20 protein-coding genes and 1 riboswitch are annotated in these 17417 nt (G+C 70.8%); of the genes, 11 read left to right on the top strand and 9 right to left on the bottom strand.

What is annotated here, in order from left to right; all coding sequences use genetic code 11:
* Window positions 1–87: 87 nt before the first annotated feature.
* Genes ABZV42_RS28075 through ABZV42_RS28065 form a run of 3 tightly spaced genes read right to left on the bottom strand, consistent with a single transcriptional unit; the run spans window position 88 to window position 2046 of the window.
* A complete protein-coding gene (locus ABZV42_RS28075) occupies window positions 88–297 on the bottom strand; it encodes an aroma-sacti cluster domain-containing protein (RefSeq protein ID WP_355986025.1) in 210 nt (69 codons plus the stop codon).
* Window positions 290–982: an iron-containing redox enzyme family protein gene (locus ABZV42_RS28070; protein WP_356054128.1), complete on the bottom strand. Its 693-nt coding sequence runs from the start codon at window positions 980–982 to the stop codon at window positions 290–292. The genes ABZV42_RS28075 and ABZV42_RS28070 overlap by 8 nt, the downstream gene beginning before the upstream one ends.
* On the bottom strand, window positions 979–2046 hold the full coding sequence (locus ABZV42_RS28065; RefSeq protein WP_356054185.1) for a radical SAM protein: 1068 nt from the start codon (window positions 2044–2046) through the stop codon (window positions 979–981). Before ABZV42_RS28065 ends, ABZV42_RS28070 begins: the two co-directional genes overlap by 4 nt.
* A 408-nt stretch (window positions 2047–2454) precedes the next feature.
* Here ABZV42_RS28065 and ABZV42_RS28060 point away from each other — a divergent pair, with 408 nt between their 5' ends.
* On the top strand, window positions 2455–4350 hold the full coding sequence (locus ABZV42_RS28060) for a BTAD domain-containing putative transcriptional regulator (RefSeq protein ID WP_356054126.1): 1896 nt from the start codon (window positions 2455–2457) through the stop codon (window positions 4348–4350).
* A 517-nt stretch (window positions 4351–4867) separates the two neighbouring features.
* Here the strand turns inward: ABZV42_RS28060 and ABZV42_RS28055 are convergent.
* Window positions 4868–5821, bottom strand: a complete 954-nt coding sequence (locus ABZV42_RS28055; RefSeq protein ID WP_355986016.1) for a LuxR C-terminal-related transcriptional regulator — start codon at window positions 5819–5821, stop codon at window positions 4868–4870.
* Between the two features lie 206 nt (window positions 5822–6027).
* Here ABZV42_RS28055 and ABZV42_RS28050 point away from each other — a divergent pair, with 206 nt between their 5' ends.
* From ABZV42_RS28050 to ABZV42_RS28030, 5 genes are all read left to right on the top strand, one after another.
* A complete protein-coding gene (locus ABZV42_RS28050; RefSeq protein WP_355986014.1) occupies window positions 6028–6216 on the top strand; it encodes a hypothetical protein in 189 nt (62 codons plus the stop codon).
* Window positions 6217–6429: 213 nt separating this feature from the next.
* Window positions 6430–7101: a transcriptional repressor LexA gene (gene lexA, locus ABZV42_RS28045; protein WP_356054125.1), complete on the top strand. Its 672-nt coding sequence runs from the start codon at window positions 6430–6432 to the stop codon at window positions 7099–7101.
* A gap of 341 nt (window positions 7102–7442) precedes the next feature.
* Window positions 7443–7886, top strand: coding sequence for a MarR family winged helix-turn-helix transcriptional regulator (locus ABZV42_RS28040; RefSeq protein WP_356054122.1), 444 nt, complete (start codon window positions 7443–7445; stop codon window positions 7884–7886).
* An 88-nt stretch (window positions 7887–7974) separates the two neighbouring features.
* A complete protein-coding gene (locus tag ABZV42_RS28035) occupies window positions 7975–8667 on the top strand; it encodes a carbon-nitrogen hydrolase family protein (RefSeq protein ID WP_356054120.1) in 693 nt (230 codons plus the stop codon).
* Window positions 8668–8866: 199 nt separating this feature from the next.
* Entirely contained in the window at window positions 8867–9277 is a 411-nt protein-coding gene (locus tag ABZV42_RS28030; RefSeq protein ID WP_355986006.1) for a hypothetical protein, read from the top strand.
* A 169-nt stretch (window positions 9278–9446) separates the two neighbouring features.
* On the opposite strand, the gene ABZV42_RS28025 is transcribed toward ABZV42_RS28030, so the two are convergent.
* Window positions 9447–9866 carry a PH domain-containing protein gene (locus ABZV42_RS28025; RefSeq protein WP_355986003.1) on the bottom strand — a complete coding sequence of 140 codons (420 nt, stop codon included), beginning with the start codon at window positions 9864–9866 and terminating at the stop codon, window positions 9447–9449.
* Between the two features lie 229 nt (window positions 9867–10095).
* Here ABZV42_RS28025 and ABZV42_RS28020 point away from each other — a divergent pair, with 229 nt between their 5' ends.
* Window positions 10096–10914, top strand: coding sequence for an SAM-dependent methyltransferase (locus ABZV42_RS28020; protein WP_355986001.1), 819 nt, complete (start codon window positions 10096–10098; stop codon window positions 10912–10914).
* 107 nt (window positions 10915–11021) lie between these two features.
* On the opposite strand, the gene ABZV42_RS28015 is transcribed toward ABZV42_RS28020, so the two are convergent.
* From ABZV42_RS28015 to ABZV42_RS28005, 3 genes are all read right to left on the bottom strand, one after another.
* Window positions 11022–12113, bottom strand: coding sequence for a serine hydrolase domain-containing protein (locus ABZV42_RS28015; RefSeq protein ID WP_356054118.1), 1092 nt, complete (start codon window positions 12111–12113; stop codon window positions 11022–11024).
* Window positions 12114–12394: 281 nt separating this feature from the next.
* Window positions 12395–13510 carry a S8 family peptidase gene (locus tag ABZV42_RS28010; protein ID WP_355985997.1) on the bottom strand — a complete coding sequence of 372 codons (1116 nt, stop codon included), beginning with the start codon at window positions 13508–13510 and terminating at the stop codon, window positions 12395–12397.
* Between the two features lie 160 nt (window positions 13511–13670).
* Window positions 13671–14342 (bottom strand): hypothetical protein, encoded by a 672-nt coding sequence (locus ABZV42_RS28005; protein WP_355985994.1) that lies wholly within the window; start codon window positions 14340–14342, stop codon window positions 13671–13673.
* A 192-nt stretch (window positions 14343–14534) separates the two neighbouring features.
* Between ABZV42_RS28005 and ABZV42_RS28000 the strand changes: the two genes are divergently transcribed.
* Both ABZV42_RS28000 and ABZV42_RS27995 read left to right on the top strand, forming a co-directional pair.
* Entirely contained in the window at window positions 14535–14831 is a 297-nt protein-coding gene (locus tag ABZV42_RS28000; RefSeq protein ID WP_355985993.1) for a hypothetical protein, read from the top strand.
* A 130-nt stretch (window positions 14832–14961) separates the two neighbouring features.
* Window positions 14962–15138, top strand: a riboswitch (cobalamin riboswitch).
* A 172-nt stretch (window positions 15139–15310) separates the two neighbouring features.
* The gene (locus ABZV42_RS27995; protein ID WP_355985992.1) at window positions 15311–15700 is read left to right on the top strand and encodes a (2Fe-2S) ferredoxin domain-containing protein; all 390 of its coding nucleotides are present in this window, start codon (window positions 15311–15313) and stop codon (window positions 15698–15700) included.
* Between the two features lie 40 nt (window positions 15701–15740).
* Here ABZV42_RS27995 and ABZV42_RS27990 read toward each other — a convergent pair whose 3' ends face one another.
* Complete coding sequence (locus tag ABZV42_RS27990) at window positions 15741–16208, bottom strand: HIT family protein (RefSeq protein ID WP_355985990.1); 468 nt, start codon at window positions 16206–16208, stop codon at window positions 15741–15743.
* 138 nt (window positions 16209–16346) lie between these two features.
* On the opposite strand from ABZV42_RS27990, the gene ABZV42_RS27985 reads away from it, so the two are divergent.
* Together ABZV42_RS27985 and ABZV42_RS27980 are read left to right on the top strand one after the other, a co-directional pair.
* A complete protein-coding gene (locus ABZV42_RS27985) occupies window positions 16347–16865 on the top strand; it encodes an adenylate kinase (RefSeq protein ID WP_355985988.1) in 519 nt (172 codons plus the stop codon).
* Window positions 16866–16894: 29 nt separating this feature from the next.
* On the top strand, window positions 16895–17350 hold the full coding sequence (locus ABZV42_RS27980) for a VOC family protein (RefSeq protein WP_355985986.1): 456 nt from the start codon (window positions 16895–16897) through the stop codon (window positions 17348–17350).
* Window positions 17351–17417: the final 67 nt, after the last annotated feature.

Raw genomic sequence — 17417 nt, 5'->3', positions numbered from 1 at the left:
ACCTGGGGCAGAACGCCGCGCCGTCCGGCGGGGGTTCAGGACACCGCGGGCACTTCATGCGCGCGCCGCCGGTCATGACGCCGGTCATCAGAACAGCGCTCCGCCGGCGATCTCGCTGTGCGCCTGCACCTCGGGCTCGGCCGCGTCCAGCCGCCCCTTCAGGTCGAGCAGCAGGGTCAACTCCTGCGCGCTGAGCTCCTGGAGCACCTCTCGCTGCTCGGGGGAGAGGCTGTGCAGCGGGAACCCGGCGTCCTCCAGCGCGCGAAGGCGGTCGCGATCGGGTGCGGGGTCATTCATCGGTGCTCTCCCATTCGGTTGGTGCCGCGGTGATGCGGTCGAACAGCTCGGCGAGGGAGGCGACCGTGTGCAGCGCGCTGACGGCGACGAGGGAGCGCTGCGCGGCGTCCAGAGGCAGTCGTTCGATCAGGAGATCCAGGTCCGCGCTATGTCCGTCGTCGAGGTCCGCGTGGAGGCGTACGGTCTCGAAGGCGGCCTGCGGCAGACCGGTCTCCCGTGCCAGCCGGGCGGCCAGTCCCGGTGCGGGCGCGTTGCCCTCCAGCACGGCGATGTAGCCGAGCAGTGCCACCGGATGGCTGTGCTCGATCCAGTAGTACTGCGCTCCCACCAGGGCGGCCACATGAGCCGGCGGAACGGTGTCGGTGAGCTCGCCGGGTGCCGTCCCGGTCGCCGCCGCGTCGGCGAGCAGCCAGCCGTCGTGGCCCCGTTCCTCCTCGGCGTGGGAGCGCAGGTATCGCGCGAGCGGCCCCGTCACCGGGTCCCGGGGCAGCGCCTCGCAGCGCGCGGCGGCCCGTTCCATGAGCGGAACGGAGGCGCGGATCACCTGGTGCATGGCGCGCAGGTAGCGCCGGTAGCGGTCGGGGAGCCCGGGGCCTGAGTGCCACATGCGGGCGGTCGCGGACCGCAACACGGGCTGTACGAGGGACAGTTGAAGTCGCAGGCTCGCGGCGGCCGACGGGCTCACCCGGGATCCTCCCCGTTCTCCGGACCGCCGAGGAGCACGAGCGGTGCGTACCGGTCGCTTCCGTAGCGTCGCAGCAGCGAGGCGGCCCCGGCTTCGTACTGGAGCCGGGCGCCGAGCGCGTCCATCGCGCCGGCCGCGGGGCGTGAACCAGCCCGCTCGGCCGCGTCCAGGGCCGCGGGTCGTCGGGCGAGGCCGCGGCAGTCCGCGCACGATCCGACGCCGGCGGTACGGATGGTGCGCAGCACGGGTGACTCCTGGCAGCGGCGGCGTATCGCGGCCCAGTCGTCCTCCGCGATGTGCCCCAGCCGCAGATGCTCGGGAACGGGGCGGGCGTCCACCACGCGCTGGTTGCAGCAGGCGGTGACGGTGCCGTCGAAGGCCACCGTCGGCCAGGCCGCCATCGCGCAAGGTGCCGGGGGTGCCTCGGAGAGCCCTTCGTCCACCGCGTCCCGGAGCGGCACCGTCCGCGCGGCTGCCCAGCCCGCCGCGCGTCCCACCGGCCGGATGTGATTGACCAGGACGGCCGCCTGGTCGCGGAATTCGGTACGAATGGAGGTGGTGATGTCCGTGAGATAGGCGTCATCCGCCGTGGTGCCCGCCACATGGAAACTCACGTCTGTTCCGCTTTCCATGATGCGGTGCATCGCGCGGAATACCTGGGCGCGCGGAATCTCACGTTCGTGGAACACGTCGATGCTCGCCGAGAAGTGGGCGACGTGCCGCAGCGCGCGCAGGATGCGGGCGGGTACGCGGCCGTCGCCCGCGAAGAACATGCCGCTCAGTACCGACGTGCGCGTTCCGGTCGCCTCGGCGAGCGCCGCGAGGTCCGCCACGAGCGCGGGCCGCAGCAGCGGCTCACCGCCCGTGAGCATCAGGACCTCCGGACGGTCCTGCGAGGTGAAGCCCCCGACGAAGCGGCGCAGCGCCTCGCCCGGTGTGTCCTCCCCGCGAGGTCCCGACGAGGTGGAGCAGTGGGCGCAGCTCAGCGGGCAACGTCTGGTGAGGGTGGCGAGGAGCCCGGCCGCCGGCACCGGACGTAGCTCGATGATCTCCGCCAGCCGCATCTCGTCACCTCCGTAGGCCACCAGGACGTGCGGACCCAGCGTGCGCGGTCCGGGTTCGGTCGCGGTTGGCGGTCGGTTCGAAGCCGGTACGCGACGAGGGGCTGACCAGCTTGGGGACGGAAAGAGACACGTACGGTCGATTCACGCCAGTTTGTGTGCATGTTCGCTCTTTATCCCGGCGGGTGCGTTGCTGCATGCACCTTGAGCCATCCTCGAGTCCATGGCCCCGGAACCGGCTCGTGCGCATGCTGTGAAGGCCGAAGGAATTCCACCGAATTCCCGAAGGGTTCACGGCTCCTCGCGGATTCCCTCACCCCCTGCCGCTCACCGGAGGCTTTCGTGCACAGATTTCCTTTCCTCTGCCTGAACTCCGACGACACCGGCTGGGGAAGGGGCTGAGGGGGCGAGATGGCCGACTCGCTCACGGAAAGCCGCGACGCGGCCTCGGATCACGGAATTCCGCGCGAGCCCGCCGGCGAGTTCGGAAGCGAGGACACCAACACCGCTTCCTTGCGGCTGAATCTCCTCGGCTCTCTACGGGCCTTTCGCGGCGGTCTGCCGCTCGCGCTCGGTCCGCTGAAGCAGCGCCTCGTCCTGGCGGTCCTGCTCACCCGCCCCAACACGCCGGTGTCGGTGGAGGAACTGACCGACGCCGTCTGGCCCGACGACCCGCCCCGCACGGCCCGCAAGAACCTTCAGGCCTACGTTTCGACCCTGCGCCGGGTGCTGGACCCCGACGACCTCGACCGGCTGCACCACGGCCCCGGCGGCTACGTACTGCGCCTCACCACGGAGGAATGCGACACCCTGCACTTCGAGGAACTGGCCCGGCGCGGCGACACCGAGGTACGCGCGGGCGCGCCGAGCCACGCGGCCCGGACCTACCGCCAGGCGCTCGACCTGTGGCGGCACGACCCCTTCAGCGACCTGGCCCCCCGCGCCGAGGTACTGCGCGCCGCCGTCGAACGCCGGCACGCCCGGCGGCTGGCCGTCTACGAGGCCTGGGCGGAGGCACAGCTGGAGATCGGGGATCCGGGCCCGGTCGCCGACACCGTGGACGAGATGGTGAGCCGCCACCCGCTGCGGGAGCGGCTGCGCGCCGCCCAGCTCACCGCGCTGCACCAGGTCGGCCGCAGGACCGAGGCCCTGGCCGCCTACGACGACTGCCGTCAGCGACTCTCCCGCGAACTGGGCCTGGAACCCGGCGCCGCGCTGCACAGCGCCTACCGCTCCCTGCTGGACGCCATGGCCCCGCCCCGGCCGCGCGGCGCCGCCTCCAGGGCACGGCTGCTCCCGCCGGACCTCGCCGACTTCACCGGACGCGCCGGGGAACTGGACTTCGTCAGCGCGCAGTTGGGCTCCGAGGGCGGACCCCCTGTCCTCGTCACGGGCGCGGTCGGCGTCGGTAAGACGGCCTTCGCCGTACACGTCGCGCACCGCCTCGCCGAGCGCTACCCCGACGGTGTGGTCGCGACCCGGCTGTGCGCGGAGGACGGCTCGACGCGCCCCTGGGCGTCGGTGCTCGCGGAGCTGGCCCGTTCCGTCGGCTGCACCGAGCGGCTGCCCGCCGACCGGGAGGAGGCCGCCACCGTCTGGCGCTCCTGGCTCTCCGGGCGCCGGATCCTGCTGCTCCTGGACGACGCGTCCGACGCCGACGCCCTCACCCCGCTGCTGCCGCCGTCGGGCACCGCCGCCGCACTGGTCACCTCCCGCGGCCGGCTGCCCTGTCTCGAGTCCGCGCACCGGGTGGAACTGCCACCGCTGTCCACCGAGGAGGGACTGGGTCTGCTCGGCGGAATCATCGGACGGGCCCGGCTGAGCGCCGAGCGCGCCGCCGCGGAACGCATCGTCGCCGCCGCAGGACACCTCCCGTTCGCCCTGCGAGCGGCCGGAAATCGCCTCTCCGTGCTGCGCCACATGCCGCTCGGCCAGTACGCGGACCGTCTGGAGCATCCCGCGGAGGCCCTGGACGAACTCGCGTCCGGCGGAATCGGGGTCCGCACCCGCCTCGTACGGGCCTGGTCCCGGCTCCCCGCTCCCGCCCGCGGCTCCCTCCGGGCGCTGGCCGCGCTGCCTGACGTCTCCTTCACACTGCCCGCCGCAGCCCAATGCCTCGGCGTGGCCGGACGGGACGCGCAGCGCTCCCTGGAGGAACTGATCGACGTGGGCGTCCTGCAACCCCCGTCCCTGCCCGAGGTGTCGGCGCACACGGCCGCGACCCCGGAGGCGATGCGCTACGAACTGCCCTGGCTGACCCTGCTGTTCGCACGGGAGCAGGCGGCCCCACGAGGAGAACGGTGCTAGGTCGTACCGCCGACGGCATGGGGACAGGAGCAGGAGGTACGACGCCTTACGGCACTGTCGGGGCGGCCGTGTGTCGTGCTGTGGCCCTGGCGTGCCTGGGAGCTGGGGCGGTCGTGCTTCGCATCGTCGTCGCGGCGTGCCTGGGAGTCGCGGCGGTCGTCCTTCGCACTGTGGTCCCGGCGTGACTGGGAGTCGGGGCAGCCGGGCGTCCTGCTGTGGTCCCGGCGTGATTGGGCACGTACTTCCGGCGTACGCGTCGCCCCGCGCGTACGCCTCGTTCCGCACGATCGCCTCCGTGTCGTGTCGGCCGCTGCCCGTGCCGCTGCACGCGGTGCAGGGACCACCTCCCCGGGCCGGACGGAATCCGGCCGACGAGGCTGCCCGAGCGGTCCAGGATCGACCCGCGGGCGAGGCGCAAGGGCGGGCGGCCCCCGGTCCGGCGCGTCGCCGGGCCACCGGCCGCCGACGGCTCGCCCCGGCCGGGTTCAGCCGTCGATGGCTCCCCCCGGCCGGGTTCTCACGCTCCGCCCGCGGTCGCCGAGGCCGGACCGGAGGACTGCACACGGGCCAGATATCCGGCCTGGAAGCGGCTGGCCGCGCCCAGCTGCTCCATGATCTCGGCGATGTGCTTGCGACAGGTACGCAGCGACATTCCCAGCCTCCGGGCCACCATCTCGTCCTTCATGCCCTCGGCCAGCAGCCGCACGATGGCCTGCTTCACCTCGTCCCGCGCCGAACTCTCCGTCCAGCCCGGGTGGTAGGGCTCGGCCAGCGACCAGGCGTGATCGAAGGTCGCGCAGAGATAGGAGACCGTGGACGGATCCTGGATGACGATGGCCGCGTCCAGGTCGTCCTGGTGCGGGATGAACACCGTCTCCCCGTCGAAGGCGACCATGCGGCCGAACAGTTCGCTGAGCGTTCTGATCTCGGCGCCCTCGTCGGTCATCCGCCGCGCGTACTCCTGCGTGGGCAGGTGGTAGCGGGCCGTGTGCTGATACAGCGTGCGCATCCGTATGCCCCGGCGCAGCATGTCGCGGTCCTGGATGAACGCCTGCTCCAGCAGCGCCGGGGAGCGTCCGCCGCCGGGGTGGCAGGTGCGGACCTCCTTGCGGCACCGCATGGTCGCCTCGGTGATCATTCCCACGACAGTCTTCAGATCCGTGATCTCCGCCAGCGGCGCCCTTCCCTGCCACTGCCGCCGGCCTTCCGCATAGAAGGGCGCCAGAAGGGAAAGCTCTGCCCGCAGCCGGTCGATCTCGGCGAGCTGCCGGCGCAACCCGGCCTCCCTCGGCGCGACCAGGGCCGCGAGGGCCGCGTCCGGCGCCACCGCCACGAACTGGTCGGGGTTCCCGGGCAGACGGCGCAGCAGCAGAAGTTCGGTCAGCGTCGCCACCGCCGATGCCGCGCGGCTCTCCGGCAATCCCAGTGTCGCGCCCAGTGTCAGCGCGTCGCACGATCCCTGGTCGCTCACCCACCGGAACACCTGGACGGCGTCCTCGGACAACTGTGTCTCGTGCGACGGCGACCCCTCCGCCGTACACGGGCCCGGAGCCGTGCCGTCCTCACCGATCCCGCCCACCCAACCCCCTCGACAGCCAGAAGACCCCAGCAGCCGCTGCTGTGCCCATTGTTCAGTTGTGCGATGGAGTTTCCCAGACCCTCCTGGAAGGAACCGATGTGAAACCGGCCAAAGGCGCATTCGTCCTGTTCCTCGAACGTTTCACCGCCCTCGGCCACTGGGCGCGTGCCCGGCAGCGCCGGACCGGCGGCGATGGAGCCACGGCCCGCGAGGTCCTCGACCAGCCTCCGCGTCCGGTGCGTGACGGCGACGAGGACGCGCCGACCATTCCCACACCGCACTGGTGAGGGGCCGGTGACGACAGCGCCGGCGGGTACCCGCCCCGCTCGACGGCCGGCTTCACGATCCGGCTTCGTGGGCGGCCGGGTGCCGGGAGCGCGGTGCCGGGAAGCCCCTTGGGTGCCCCGGTCGCCCGCAATTCGAGTCCAGGCGTTTCGTATGTGCCGTACGGCGGGTTAAGGTCACTTTCAGCGAGGATCTTGCACGGAGGTGCCCCGGGGATGGACAACAGCGCGCCGGTACGCCGGGGACGGCCCCCGGGAATACAGACCGTCGAGGGCGAGCTGACGGCACGCCAGGCGGACATCGTCCGCTACATCACGGAGTCCGTCGCCCGGCAGGGCTACCCGCCGTCGATGCGGGAGATCGGCCAGGCCGTGAATCTCTCCAGCACCAGCTCGGTCGCGCACCAGCTGGGCGCACTGGAGCACAAGGGTGTCCTCTACCGAGACCCCCACCGCCCCCGCGCCTACCGCGTCCGTCCTTCCTGGGCCCCCGACCTCGGCGCCCGGAGCTCGGAACCGGCCCGGGTGCCCCTCGTCGGACGGATCGCCGCCGGAGCGCCACTGCTGGCCGACGAGATGGTCGAGGACGTCTACTTCCTGCCCCGCCAGGTGGTCGGCGAGGGGGAGCTGTTCGCCCTGACCGTGTCAGGCGACAGCATGATCGGCGCGGCGATCTGCGACGGCGACATCGTGACCGTCCGCAAGCAGGACAGTGCCGAACACGGCGACATCGTCGCCGCGCTCCTGGAGGACGAGGCCACGGTCAAGGTCCTGCACCGCAAGGACGGGCAGGTGTGGCTGATGCCGCGCAACTCCTCCTTCGCCCCGATCCCCGGCGGCGACGCGCGCATTCTCGGGAAGGTCGTCGGCGTCCTGCGGGTGCTGTAGGGCGGCGCCCCGGCGTCCGCCGGAACCGCGGGCGGCCGTTCGGCGACGGGCCGGACTCACCACGGTTCGGGTCGACTCTGGGTCTCAGGGAACCAGCACCGCGTCGCCGGGCAGGGACGTTCGGCTTCCCGGGCGCCCTCGTGCCACCAACCCACCAGCCCACCGTGCACCAAGGCCACGGCGCCCACTGCGGTGGCCGGTCACGGATGCGAGAGGCCATCGTCGCGTGGACGCGGGCCAGTTCGGCAGGTGCGCGGTCGGCAGCGTGACGCCGGCCGCCTCGACCCGGACGAGCAGGAGATCGTTGGGAAGTCCAATGATTCCGGGATATCCTCTCCCTCATGACTCGCATCGAAGCCCCGGGCGCCCTGGCGCACATCCAGTCACTGCCGAGCTGGCTGGTCGGCCGGGTGGCGGCGCGCGGCCGGGGTCTGGTCGCCGAGGCGATCGCCGAGGAGGGGCTGAGGCTGCCGCAGCACGCCATACTCGCCGCGGTCTCCGAATGCGGCCCGGTGGCCCAGGCGGATCTGGTGCGCAGGCTGGGCTTCGACGCGAAGGACGTGGTTCTGCTGCTGAACGACCTGGAGGACGCAGGACTCGCGGTGCGCCGACCCGATCCCCGGGACCGTCGCAAGAACGCGGTGACGGTGACCGAAGCGGGCACGCAAACCCTGGAGCGATGCGCGGAGTTGGCTGAGCGGGCCAATACGGAGCTGCTGGCACCGCTCAGCGCCGCGGAGGGGAAGCGGCTGATGGAACTGCTAACCCGGGTGCACGAGGCGTAGCCCCGCCCCGGGTGCCCGTCCTGGCGCGGGTGCAAGGGACACTGGCCTTGAGTGCTGGTGGGCTCGCGTTCGATGAGGGGAGTTCGGGGTGGAGCGTACGTTGAGCATCGCGGTGGCGCAGCCGAGGTGCACGGCCTACGACGTGAGGGCCAACGCGGTGGCTCACGCGGAGGCCGTTCGGGCGGCGGACGCGCGGGTGGTGGTCTTCCCCGAGATGTCGCTGACGGGATACGAGCTGGACGCCGTGCCGGTCGGTCCGGACGATGATCGGCTGGCGCCGATCGTCGCAGCATGTGCCAAGACCGGGACGCTCGCCCTGGTCGGCGCGCCTGTGCCGGGTCCGCGCATCGGCATCCTGGCCGTGGAGGGCGACGGCGTGCGCGTGGCTTACGGGAAGGTGTACCTCCACGGCAGCGAGGCCGCTCGCTTTGTGCCTGGGGAGCCCGCCGTGATCGAAGTGGACGGGAGGCGGCTGGGGCTTGCCGTCTGCCGCGACACGGGTGTCCCCGAGCATGCCGCGCGGACGGCCGCGCTGGGCATCGACGGGTACGTGGCCGGGGTCGTCCACGCCGATCACGAGGCTGAGGTTCACGGCGAGCGCGCCCGCCGGGTCGCCGCCGACCACGGTGTATGGGTCGCCACGGCGGCCTTCGCAGGTTCGACCGGCGGCGGCTTCGACCGCACGTCCGGCCGTTCGGGCATCTGGTCCGCCGACGGGAAGCTCGTCGCGGAGGCGAGCGCCGCGCCCGATGAGATTGCGCGGGCGGTTTTCGTGAAGTGAGTCCGAGTCGGAGTGCGGAAGACCCGGCTGTCGGACGACAGGAGGGGTCGGGAGTCGCATCCCGTCTCGCGCGGCCAATCCGTACGCACGCACGACGCAGGAAACGCACTGTCACAGGATCGTCACCACCGGTACGACCATCGGGCGACTCTGCCAGCCTGACGGCTGATCACGTTCCTGGAGATTTCGGGGAGAACCTGTGCACCACCGTACGTTCCCGGCCGTCCTCGCGCTGGCCGCACTCGCGCTCATCAGCGGCTGTTCCGCCGATGACACGGCGAACCCTCCCGGCAGTGGCGGGAGGCAGGCGCCGGGCGTCTCGGCCGGCCTGGGGCTGCCAGGCTCGTCCGCCACCGATGCCCGCCCGGCGGATCCCGCTGCCCCGGACACGACAGCGGGTCAGGGTCAGGCGGACTCGGGGTACGCCGACCCCGTCGACCAGTGCGCCGCCGCGATCGTCGCGAGTCCCGACGGCAGTGAGCCCAGCGCGTGCGAGGGCCTGTCGGCCGAGCAGATGCGCCAGGCGACCGAGGCCGCCCTGGAGGCGGCGCAGGCGGCCGAGAAGCTGAGGGAGCAGGGGGACCAGGCCGCAATCGATCTGCTCGGCTGACGGGATCTGATCCGCTGGCGGGCTGGCGGGCTGGCGGGCTGGCGGGCTGATCGGGCCGGGGTCGGGCGCGCCCGCAGCCGCCCGGCCGACCGGCGGTCCGACGGCGGTCCCTGGCCGACGGGCGGTCCCCGCCGCACCGGGCCCTCGGTGTCTCGCCCGACCCGACCGGTCAGGCCTGGTCGGCCAGCGTGTTGAGTCGCTTCGCGATCCGGTCCACCCGTGACTCGACGTCGCTGCGGAAGCCGTACGCGCCGGTGAGCGGCACTTGACTCCCATCGCAGAGAATTGCGACGGGCAACTCCCCAAGGACGGACTGCGCTTGGCGCACGCTCACCAGGGAAAGGTCGTCCCACGACACGAACCGCGTGCGCCATGTGCCGTGACTGCGAATGCCTTCCGGGGACACCTCGAGCCGTGTCACGGCGGTTCGCCACGTGAACAGCACCCAGCCTGCCGCCCAAGGTCCGGCCAGCCAGAGACCGATGGCCCCGGGCAAACTGAGAACGCCCCCCATGCCTGTCATCGCCGGTAGCTGAAGGCTCAGCACCGACACCACGGTCACCCCCGGAATCCTGATGGTCTCCCTCACATTCGCTGTGTAGCGCCGCAGGCGATCCCCTGCAATGGGTGCGACATGACAGCCCGGGGGAGCGGAACCCCGGGCTGCGGACGGCCGATGGATGACGGCACCCGGGAGGGCGCTCCTAATGTGCCGCCTGTACGGGGTGGCGTCCGGGCTGAACACCGGTGCGGGACTTGGCGGTTCGTTGGTTCAAAGTGCTGGGCAGCGGGTTCTCTCACAGGAGAGGATGGTCATCATGACGAGCGAAGGCACCTCGATCGACTCCACCAAGCCCAGCATCGCGCGTGTTTACGACTATCTGCTGGGCGGCAAGGACAACTACGCCGTGGACCGGGAGATCGGCGATGTGTTCAAACGCGATCTTCCCGGCTCGGTGGCGATCGCCTTCGCCAACCGGTCCGCGCTGACCCGGGCGGTCGCGGAGATCGCGACGACCACCGACGTGACCCAGTTCCTCGACCTGGGCAGCGGTCTGCCGACCGCCGACAACGTTCACCAGGTCGCGCAGCGCCACACCCCGGAATCCCGCGTGGTGTACGTCGACATAGACCCCCAAGTGCTCGTCCACGGAAGGGCTTTGCTGGAGGAGAACGACCGGACGCGGGTCATCGAGGCCGATGTCCGTGACCCCGAGGCCGTCTACAACCACGCCGAGACCCGCGAGCTGATCGACTTCGATCGCCCGGTGGCCGTCGTGTTCAGCGCCATCCTTCATCACGTCAACGACGAGGAAGACCCTGCCGCGATCGTCCGCTTCTGGCGCGACCGCGTACCCTCCGGAAGCTATTTCTTCGTCAGCCACTTCCGTTCCGGCAACAACCCGGAGACGGCCGAGGCCGAGAAGGTCCTCCAGCAGACGTTCGGCCGTGGCCGCTGGCGCACCGACGAGGAGATCGCGTCCCTGCTGGACGGTCTGGAGATCCTCGACCCTGGAGTCGTCCCCGCCTCCCTCTGGCGCCCCGCGGCGGTCGGCAAGCTGTGGAACGGAGGCGCCGAGAGGGAACTCACCGTCTGGGAACACCTCATCGCCGCAGGGCTGGCCCGCAAGGCTTGATGGCAAGGTGGGCAGGCAGGCCGCGGCCGCCGTCGTGACGCGGACGGGTGAGGCGGCCGCGGCGCGCCAAAGCCTGAGGAACGGATCCGGATCCCCGTCATCAGTGGTCAGGCGTGCGTGCCGATCTCGGCTGTGGTCAGGTCCGCGAGTCGCTGTGCCGCGGTGAAGTGCGGGGTGAGACGGGTCTTCGTCATGGCGAAGGAGATGCCGGTGGCGGTATCGGCGTAGACGTAGCTGCCTCCGCCGCCGACCCAGCCGAACGTGGTGGGCGAGTCGTCCGGCCGGGCACCGATACGGCCGAGCGGATAGCCGAGGGCCAGCCGCGCGTTATTGCCGAAGACCTGGTCGGTGCCCTCGAAGGCAACCGCCGTCACCTCGGCGAGCTGGTGTGGACCGATGAGCCGGCCCTCGATCAGTGCGGCATTCATGGCGGCGATTCCCCGCGCGGTGAAGGTGCCGACCGACGGGATGTCCGCCTGGAGGATCTCGTGGCTGTTGCCCATGGCGGCGGTCGGCTGCCGTTCCCAGGGCGCCAGAACGGCGTCGACGTCAGGTGGGGCCGCCGGTTGCGTTGGGGCGTCTTCGAGTCGTGCCAGCCGGGCCAGGTCCGCCGGGGGAACGCCGAAGTACAGCTCGCCCTCGATGCCCAGGGGCGCGGCGACCCACTCGTGCAGAAGCTGCCGCATCGGTTTGCCCGTGGCCCGGCGCGCGATCTCGCCGACAACGAAGCCGAACGTGTACGAGTGGTAACCCGTCATTGTCCCCGGAGGCCACCGCGGTTCGGCATCGGCGATCGCGGCGCACACACGCGACCAGTCGGTCAGGTCGGCGGGGCCGATCCCACGAGGCATGGCGGGCACGCCGGCCGAGTGCGTCAGCACGTGCCGAAGAGTCGTGGCCGCCTTGCCGTGCGTACCGAATTCCGGCCACACGTCGGCCACTGGCGTGTCGTAGCCGACAACACCGGTCCCGACGAGCAGGTGAGCGATCAGCGACGACATGAGCTTGCCGGCGGAGAAGCTGAAGACCGGGGTCTGCGGGGTCATTTCGCGCCCGGTCCTGCCGTCGGCGACGCCTGCGACGGCATCGACGACACGAGCACCGTGCTGGTGGACGGCTACCTGTAAACCGGTTTCGGCTCCGGTGCCGACGAGTTCACCGAGGACGCTTTGGACCTTCTGCTGGAGTGAGGGCGTCATCGTCACCACCTCGGTCACGCGTTCGGGTCCGACGGGACGGCGGCAGCTGAGACATGCTCGGCCGACCGCGCCGGTGCGGCAGCGACGGCAAGCCGAATCATCATGCCCCGGAAGCCGTCACGCGCCGTCATTGACGACCTGAACTCGCCGAGAATCCCGCACCGCCATGGGGAGCCCGCCGCCCGTCGCTCGCCGTACCGAAGCCACGTGTCGGGCCCCGGTGCCGCTAAGGCGGGCCCCGCATTGCGTTCACGAACCCTTGCCCCACCGCCCGCTTCCGGTCAGAGGCCGCCGGTGTTGAGCAGCCGGTTGGGGGTGTCGGAGCGTACGCCGTGCAGGACGCCGGGGGTGGCCGTGTGGTCGAGCCAGACGTGGACCTCGTGAGCCGTGGCGTGAGGGTGCGCCGACAGGTACAGCGCGATCACGCCGGTCGCGTGCGGTGCGGCCCAGGACGTCGCGCCGTCGGTCTCCGTGGTCGTACCGCCGCCGGCGAGGGCGGCGGTCACCTTCTGGCCGGGTGCGTACAGGTCGACGCAGCGTCCGTAGCCCGATCCGTAGGAGCCGCCGTCGCTCCAGGGGCGGTCGTTCGGAGTGGAGGCCGCGACGACGATCGTGCCGGGGACCCCGGCGGGGGAGTGCTTGCAGGCGTCGTCGTGGAAGTTGCCGGCCGACACCACCGTGGGGATCCCCGCGTCGACCATCTTCTTCACGGCGGACTCCACGGCCGCCGACCGGTGGTCGAAATTGAGGGACATGTTCACCACTGCCGGCTTCTGCACGTGCGCGGTGACCCACTTGACCGACTTCACCACGGCGGCCTCGGCCGCTGCCTGGGAACCGCCGCCGTCGCTCTCGCACAGGACGCCCTGGACCCGTACGAGGTCCGCCTTGGGCGCCACCCCGTACTTCGCCCCGCCGATGATGCCGGCGACGAACGTGCCGTGGCCGATGCCCGCTTCGCTGAAGCAGTCACCGGAGTCCCTCGGGCCGACGAAGTCGGCGCCGAGGTGGGCGCGTCCGCCGAACTCGCTGTGAGCGATGTCCATTCCGGTGTCGATCACATAGACGTGAACGCCCTTGCCCGTGGCGGTGGTGGTGAACTTCCCGTTCAGGGGCCGCGACCGCTGGTCCAGGATGTCGAGATTCCACGGCACATGCCGGGTGACGGGCGTTGCCGCGGTCCACGCCGTTCCGGACGACGTCCCCGCCGAGCCGGAACGTGTCGGCGCCCAGCCGGACGACGCCCTCTCCCCGAAGGGCGCCACGGTCTCGCCCTTCTTGTGGGCGGGGAGCGTTCCCCCGGCCGCCGCGCCGGCCTTCCCGCCGCAGGCCGAGGCCCCGAGCACCGTCACCACGGCCACCGCCAGCAAACCGGCCTTCGTCACGTTCCGCGTCACAACATCCCCCGTCTCCCTGCCGCGTACACAGTCAGCGCACAAGACGACTACATAGGCCGGGGCGGTTCCGGCGGGGGCGTGGGCGTGTCGGTGCACGCGCCCGGGCGCGCCACGGATGCTCAGCCGGTCGGCCAGGGCGTCCGTCCGGCGGGCGCGGCATTCATCCCTGTCCTTCCAGGCTCCGGGCAAAGCGTGAGCTCACCGAGTCGACCACAGTGGCCTCCGGTGCGATCCAACTGCCGAAGCGGCCTCCGACCGCGCCGTCGACGATCTCGCGGGCCCGCTCCTCGTCGACGCCGTTGCGGGTGAGGAACCATGTGAGGACCTGCATACAGTGCCCGTACCAGCCACTCTCGGCCTGGGTCCGTTCGGCCACCACCGTGACCAGCCGGGTGCACACGCGCTCCCAGTGCCAGGCGTCGGCCAAGGAGTCGGCGGAGGCCCTGGGCGGTACGAGGGCGGCGAAGCGCTCCGCCAGTTCCTCGAGCCAGTCACGCCATTCGAGCAGGGCCGCGACAACCAGCCGTGAGGTCTCCTCCGTCGTCGTCACGGAATCGGCAGCACAGCACCAGACGCCGACGACCCCACCGTCGGTGTCCCCCTCGCCCACGGACCAGTTCCATCCGCAGGCCCACCGGCCGTACCGCTCCACCAGAAGTTCCGTGACCGGATCGAGCGAGCGCCCGAGATCCTCTTCGACGGCGTCCGCCCCGGGCAGCAGGGCCGCCACCGACTCGGCCAGCGCCTTCGCCGCCTCGGCGTCGAGCTCGAACGGGTGCTGCGACGGGTCCACTTCTGCCCAGTTCAGGGTATGCGCCCAATACTCAGTCACCGTGCCACTTTGCCGTGTGCGGCCACCGAAACACCAACCCAATATCGAGCGGCTGTACCGCAGAGGTGGAGCGCAACGTACGCAACCACCACGCGCCCCCGAGAGGCCCCGAGGGGTACTCGGGAAACGTCCCTCGGGCTTGAGAGGGCCGAGCAAATCCTCGTTGTCAGTGCCAGCTGCAATGCTGGTCCCATGAACGGTGATGAGCAGCTGCTGCGCGGACGGGTCTACGGACGTGACCATGACGATCCTGACCCCGGCCCGCTGCCGCACCGGACGTATGCCGCGCTCATAGGCGGACCACTGGACGGTCTGCTCCTGGACGTCACCGACCGGCAGCCTGAGGAAGTCGACGACGGCGCCGCCCTGTCCACCGAGCTGTCGCGCTGGCCCGGCGGCCGCGCCCTGTACGACCCGCACCCCGACGAGCCTCGCAGACCCGGCTCCGGCGTGACGTGCCGGTTCTACTACGCGGGTGACACACCCTGAACAACGGGGGCGGGCGTGACGTACGGCTTTCCGGGCCCGGGTGACGCGGGCGGGCCCCGCATCGAGTTCTGCCCTGCGAAGGCGGGCCGGCGCAGGTTCCGTAGCTCTCGACGCCCCTCTCCGACGGACTTGATAGCCTCGGCGAGCCAGTCGAACCACATCCGTGGTCAGGGAATCCGGTGCGAATCCGGAGCTGACGCGCAGCGGTGAGGGGGACGGGCGGGGCACAGCGCCACTGGGAGACCGGGAAGGCGCCCCGTCCGGACGAACCCGAGTCCGAAGACCTGCTGGCACCTCCGCACCCCGGAGGACATGTAGGCCAGGCTCCGCGTACGAGCCCCGACCCCCGAGGCATGCCCATGTTCCGTACCGTCTCGCTGCTTCGTACCCCGGACAAGCCGGGCGTGCCCCTGTACGCCTCGCCTCCCGGCTGCCGGTCGAGCTTCACCGATCTCTCCGGACGAGGAGTGTGACGAGCCATGCCTCGACAGAGCTCTGAAGCGGCAGGCACCGAGCGTTTCACCACCGCACCGGCACCATGTCGGATAGTCGTCTGCCGGGACTGCTGCTGCGGAACCCCCAAAGTCACCGGCGTGGATCACGAACGGCAGCTCGCGCGGCTGGCCGAAGAGGTCCCTGTACGCGTCTCGGACTGCCTCGACGTGTGCGAACACGCCAACGTGATCGTCGTCCAGCCCTCCGCAGCCGCACGTACCGCAGGAGCCCGCCCGGTCTGGCTCGGCCTCGTCAACGACTCCGACGCCACCGAGGACATCGCGGCCTGGGTACAGGCCGGCGGCCCCGGTGTCGCTCCCTGCCCCGACATCCTTGACCTGTACGTGTTCACCCCTCCCCGGAGGGCGCGTTGAGAGTCGGCGTCGTCCCGAACGCTCGGATTCCGTTGTCCGTCTAACGAGCGATCGAGTTCTCGCGAAGGTGATCGCGCATGGCGAGGGAAATCTGGTCCGCGTGCTCGCTCGACACTCGTTCCTGTTCGGGCCGCCCGAGCAGTTCGAAAACGCCCGGTCCACGATGTTCCGGCCGCAGATCCGCCATGCGCGGGACGATGTGGAAGTGCACGTGCGCGAAGCCTTCGGCCTCGGCGAACTGGATGACGTAGGTCTTGGCGCAGCCGGTCGTGCTCCGCAGCGCCCGGGAGAGCTTGACTTGCCACATCCCCAGGGCAGCTGCCTCGGCGTCGGTGAGGTCGTGAACCGCGGTGACGTGGCGCCTCGGCAGCAGCACCAGCCAGCCGGGCATCGCGGTGTTGAAGACGTGAGCCACCCGCCAGTGCTGGTCGAAGGCCACGCACTCGCGTGGCGGAAGGTCGTCGAACTCTGCTTCCTTGCCGCATACATAGCAGTCGGGAGTCGTCATGCGCCAAGATCGTAGACCGGTCTCGCGCCGAATGTCCTTCGGCCCGAGGGCGGTTGCCGAGACTGCGCCCTGTGCTGAATCGGTGGCGGGCAGGAGACGCGCGAGCTCTTCTCTGGGCCGCGAGAGTAGGGTGCGGCCGTGGAACGGATCTTGGTGGTGGGAGTCACCGGCGCGGGCAAATCCACGCTCGCGCAAGCCTTGAGCGGGTATCTCGGCCTGCCGTACCACGAGATGGACGCGCTCTACTTCAACGGCCCCGACTGGTCCGTCAACGACAAACTGACCGACGACGTCTCAACCCTCACCGCCGAGCCGTGCTGGATCATCGACTCGCTCGGCTACCCGGCGGTCCGTGACCTGCTGTGGGAGCGGGCCGACACGGTGATCTGGCTGGACTACCCAAGGCGCGTGATCATGCTCCGAGTCCTGCGCCGTTCCTTGAAACGCACCGTCACGCGCGAGTCCCTGTTCGGCGGGAACAGGGAAACCTGGAAAGCCTGGCTGAGCCGGGAACACCCTGCCTGGTGGGCCTGGTCCCAACACGGAGCCCGCCACCGCGACATCCAGCGCCGCGTCGACGATGGCCGCTTCGCTCCTCTCGACACCCTCCGCCTCGACCATCCCAAGGACACCGCGGCCTGGTTGGCGTCGCTCTGAATGTCAGACCCGTCTGTCAGGCTCTGGTTATGGAGATGACACTGCAACTGACGATCGACTGTGCCGACCCGCGGAGGCAGGTGGCGTTCTGGTGCGAGGCCCTGGGATACGTTCCCGAACCCCCGCCGGGCGGCCATGCCACGTGGCGGGAGTACTGGGCAGGCATGGGGGTGCCCGACGAGGAGCTGCCCGAAGGCGCGGGTGACACCCCGGAGTCGATCGTCGATCCCGAAGGGCGAGGACCCCGGGTGTGGTTCCAGAAGGTTCCGGAGCCCAAGGCCACGAAGAACCGCATTCACTTCGACCTGAAGGTCGGCGGCGGGCGCGACGTCCCGTTGGCGGTGCGTACAGAGCGGGTCTCCACAGAAGTGGAGAGACTGGTCGAAGCCGGAGCCGTCGTGCTGCGGATCGCGGACAAGCCTGACATGGGGCACTACGCCGTCCAACTGACGGACCCCGAAGGCAATGAATTCGACGTTGTCTAGAAGTCGTTGTGCCGTGGGTGGACCGGGTACGGTCGCCGATTCCGCGCTGGAGCGGTGCGGGACGACG

The sequence above is a fragment of the Streptomyces sp. NPDC005281 genome (assembly GCF_040607495.1).
Classification (GTDB): domain Bacteria; phylum Actinomycetota; class Actinomycetes; order Streptomycetales; family Streptomycetaceae; genus Streptomyces.
Note: the sequence above shows the minus strand (reverse complement) of the source record. Positions and strands in the feature narration are given on the sequence as shown.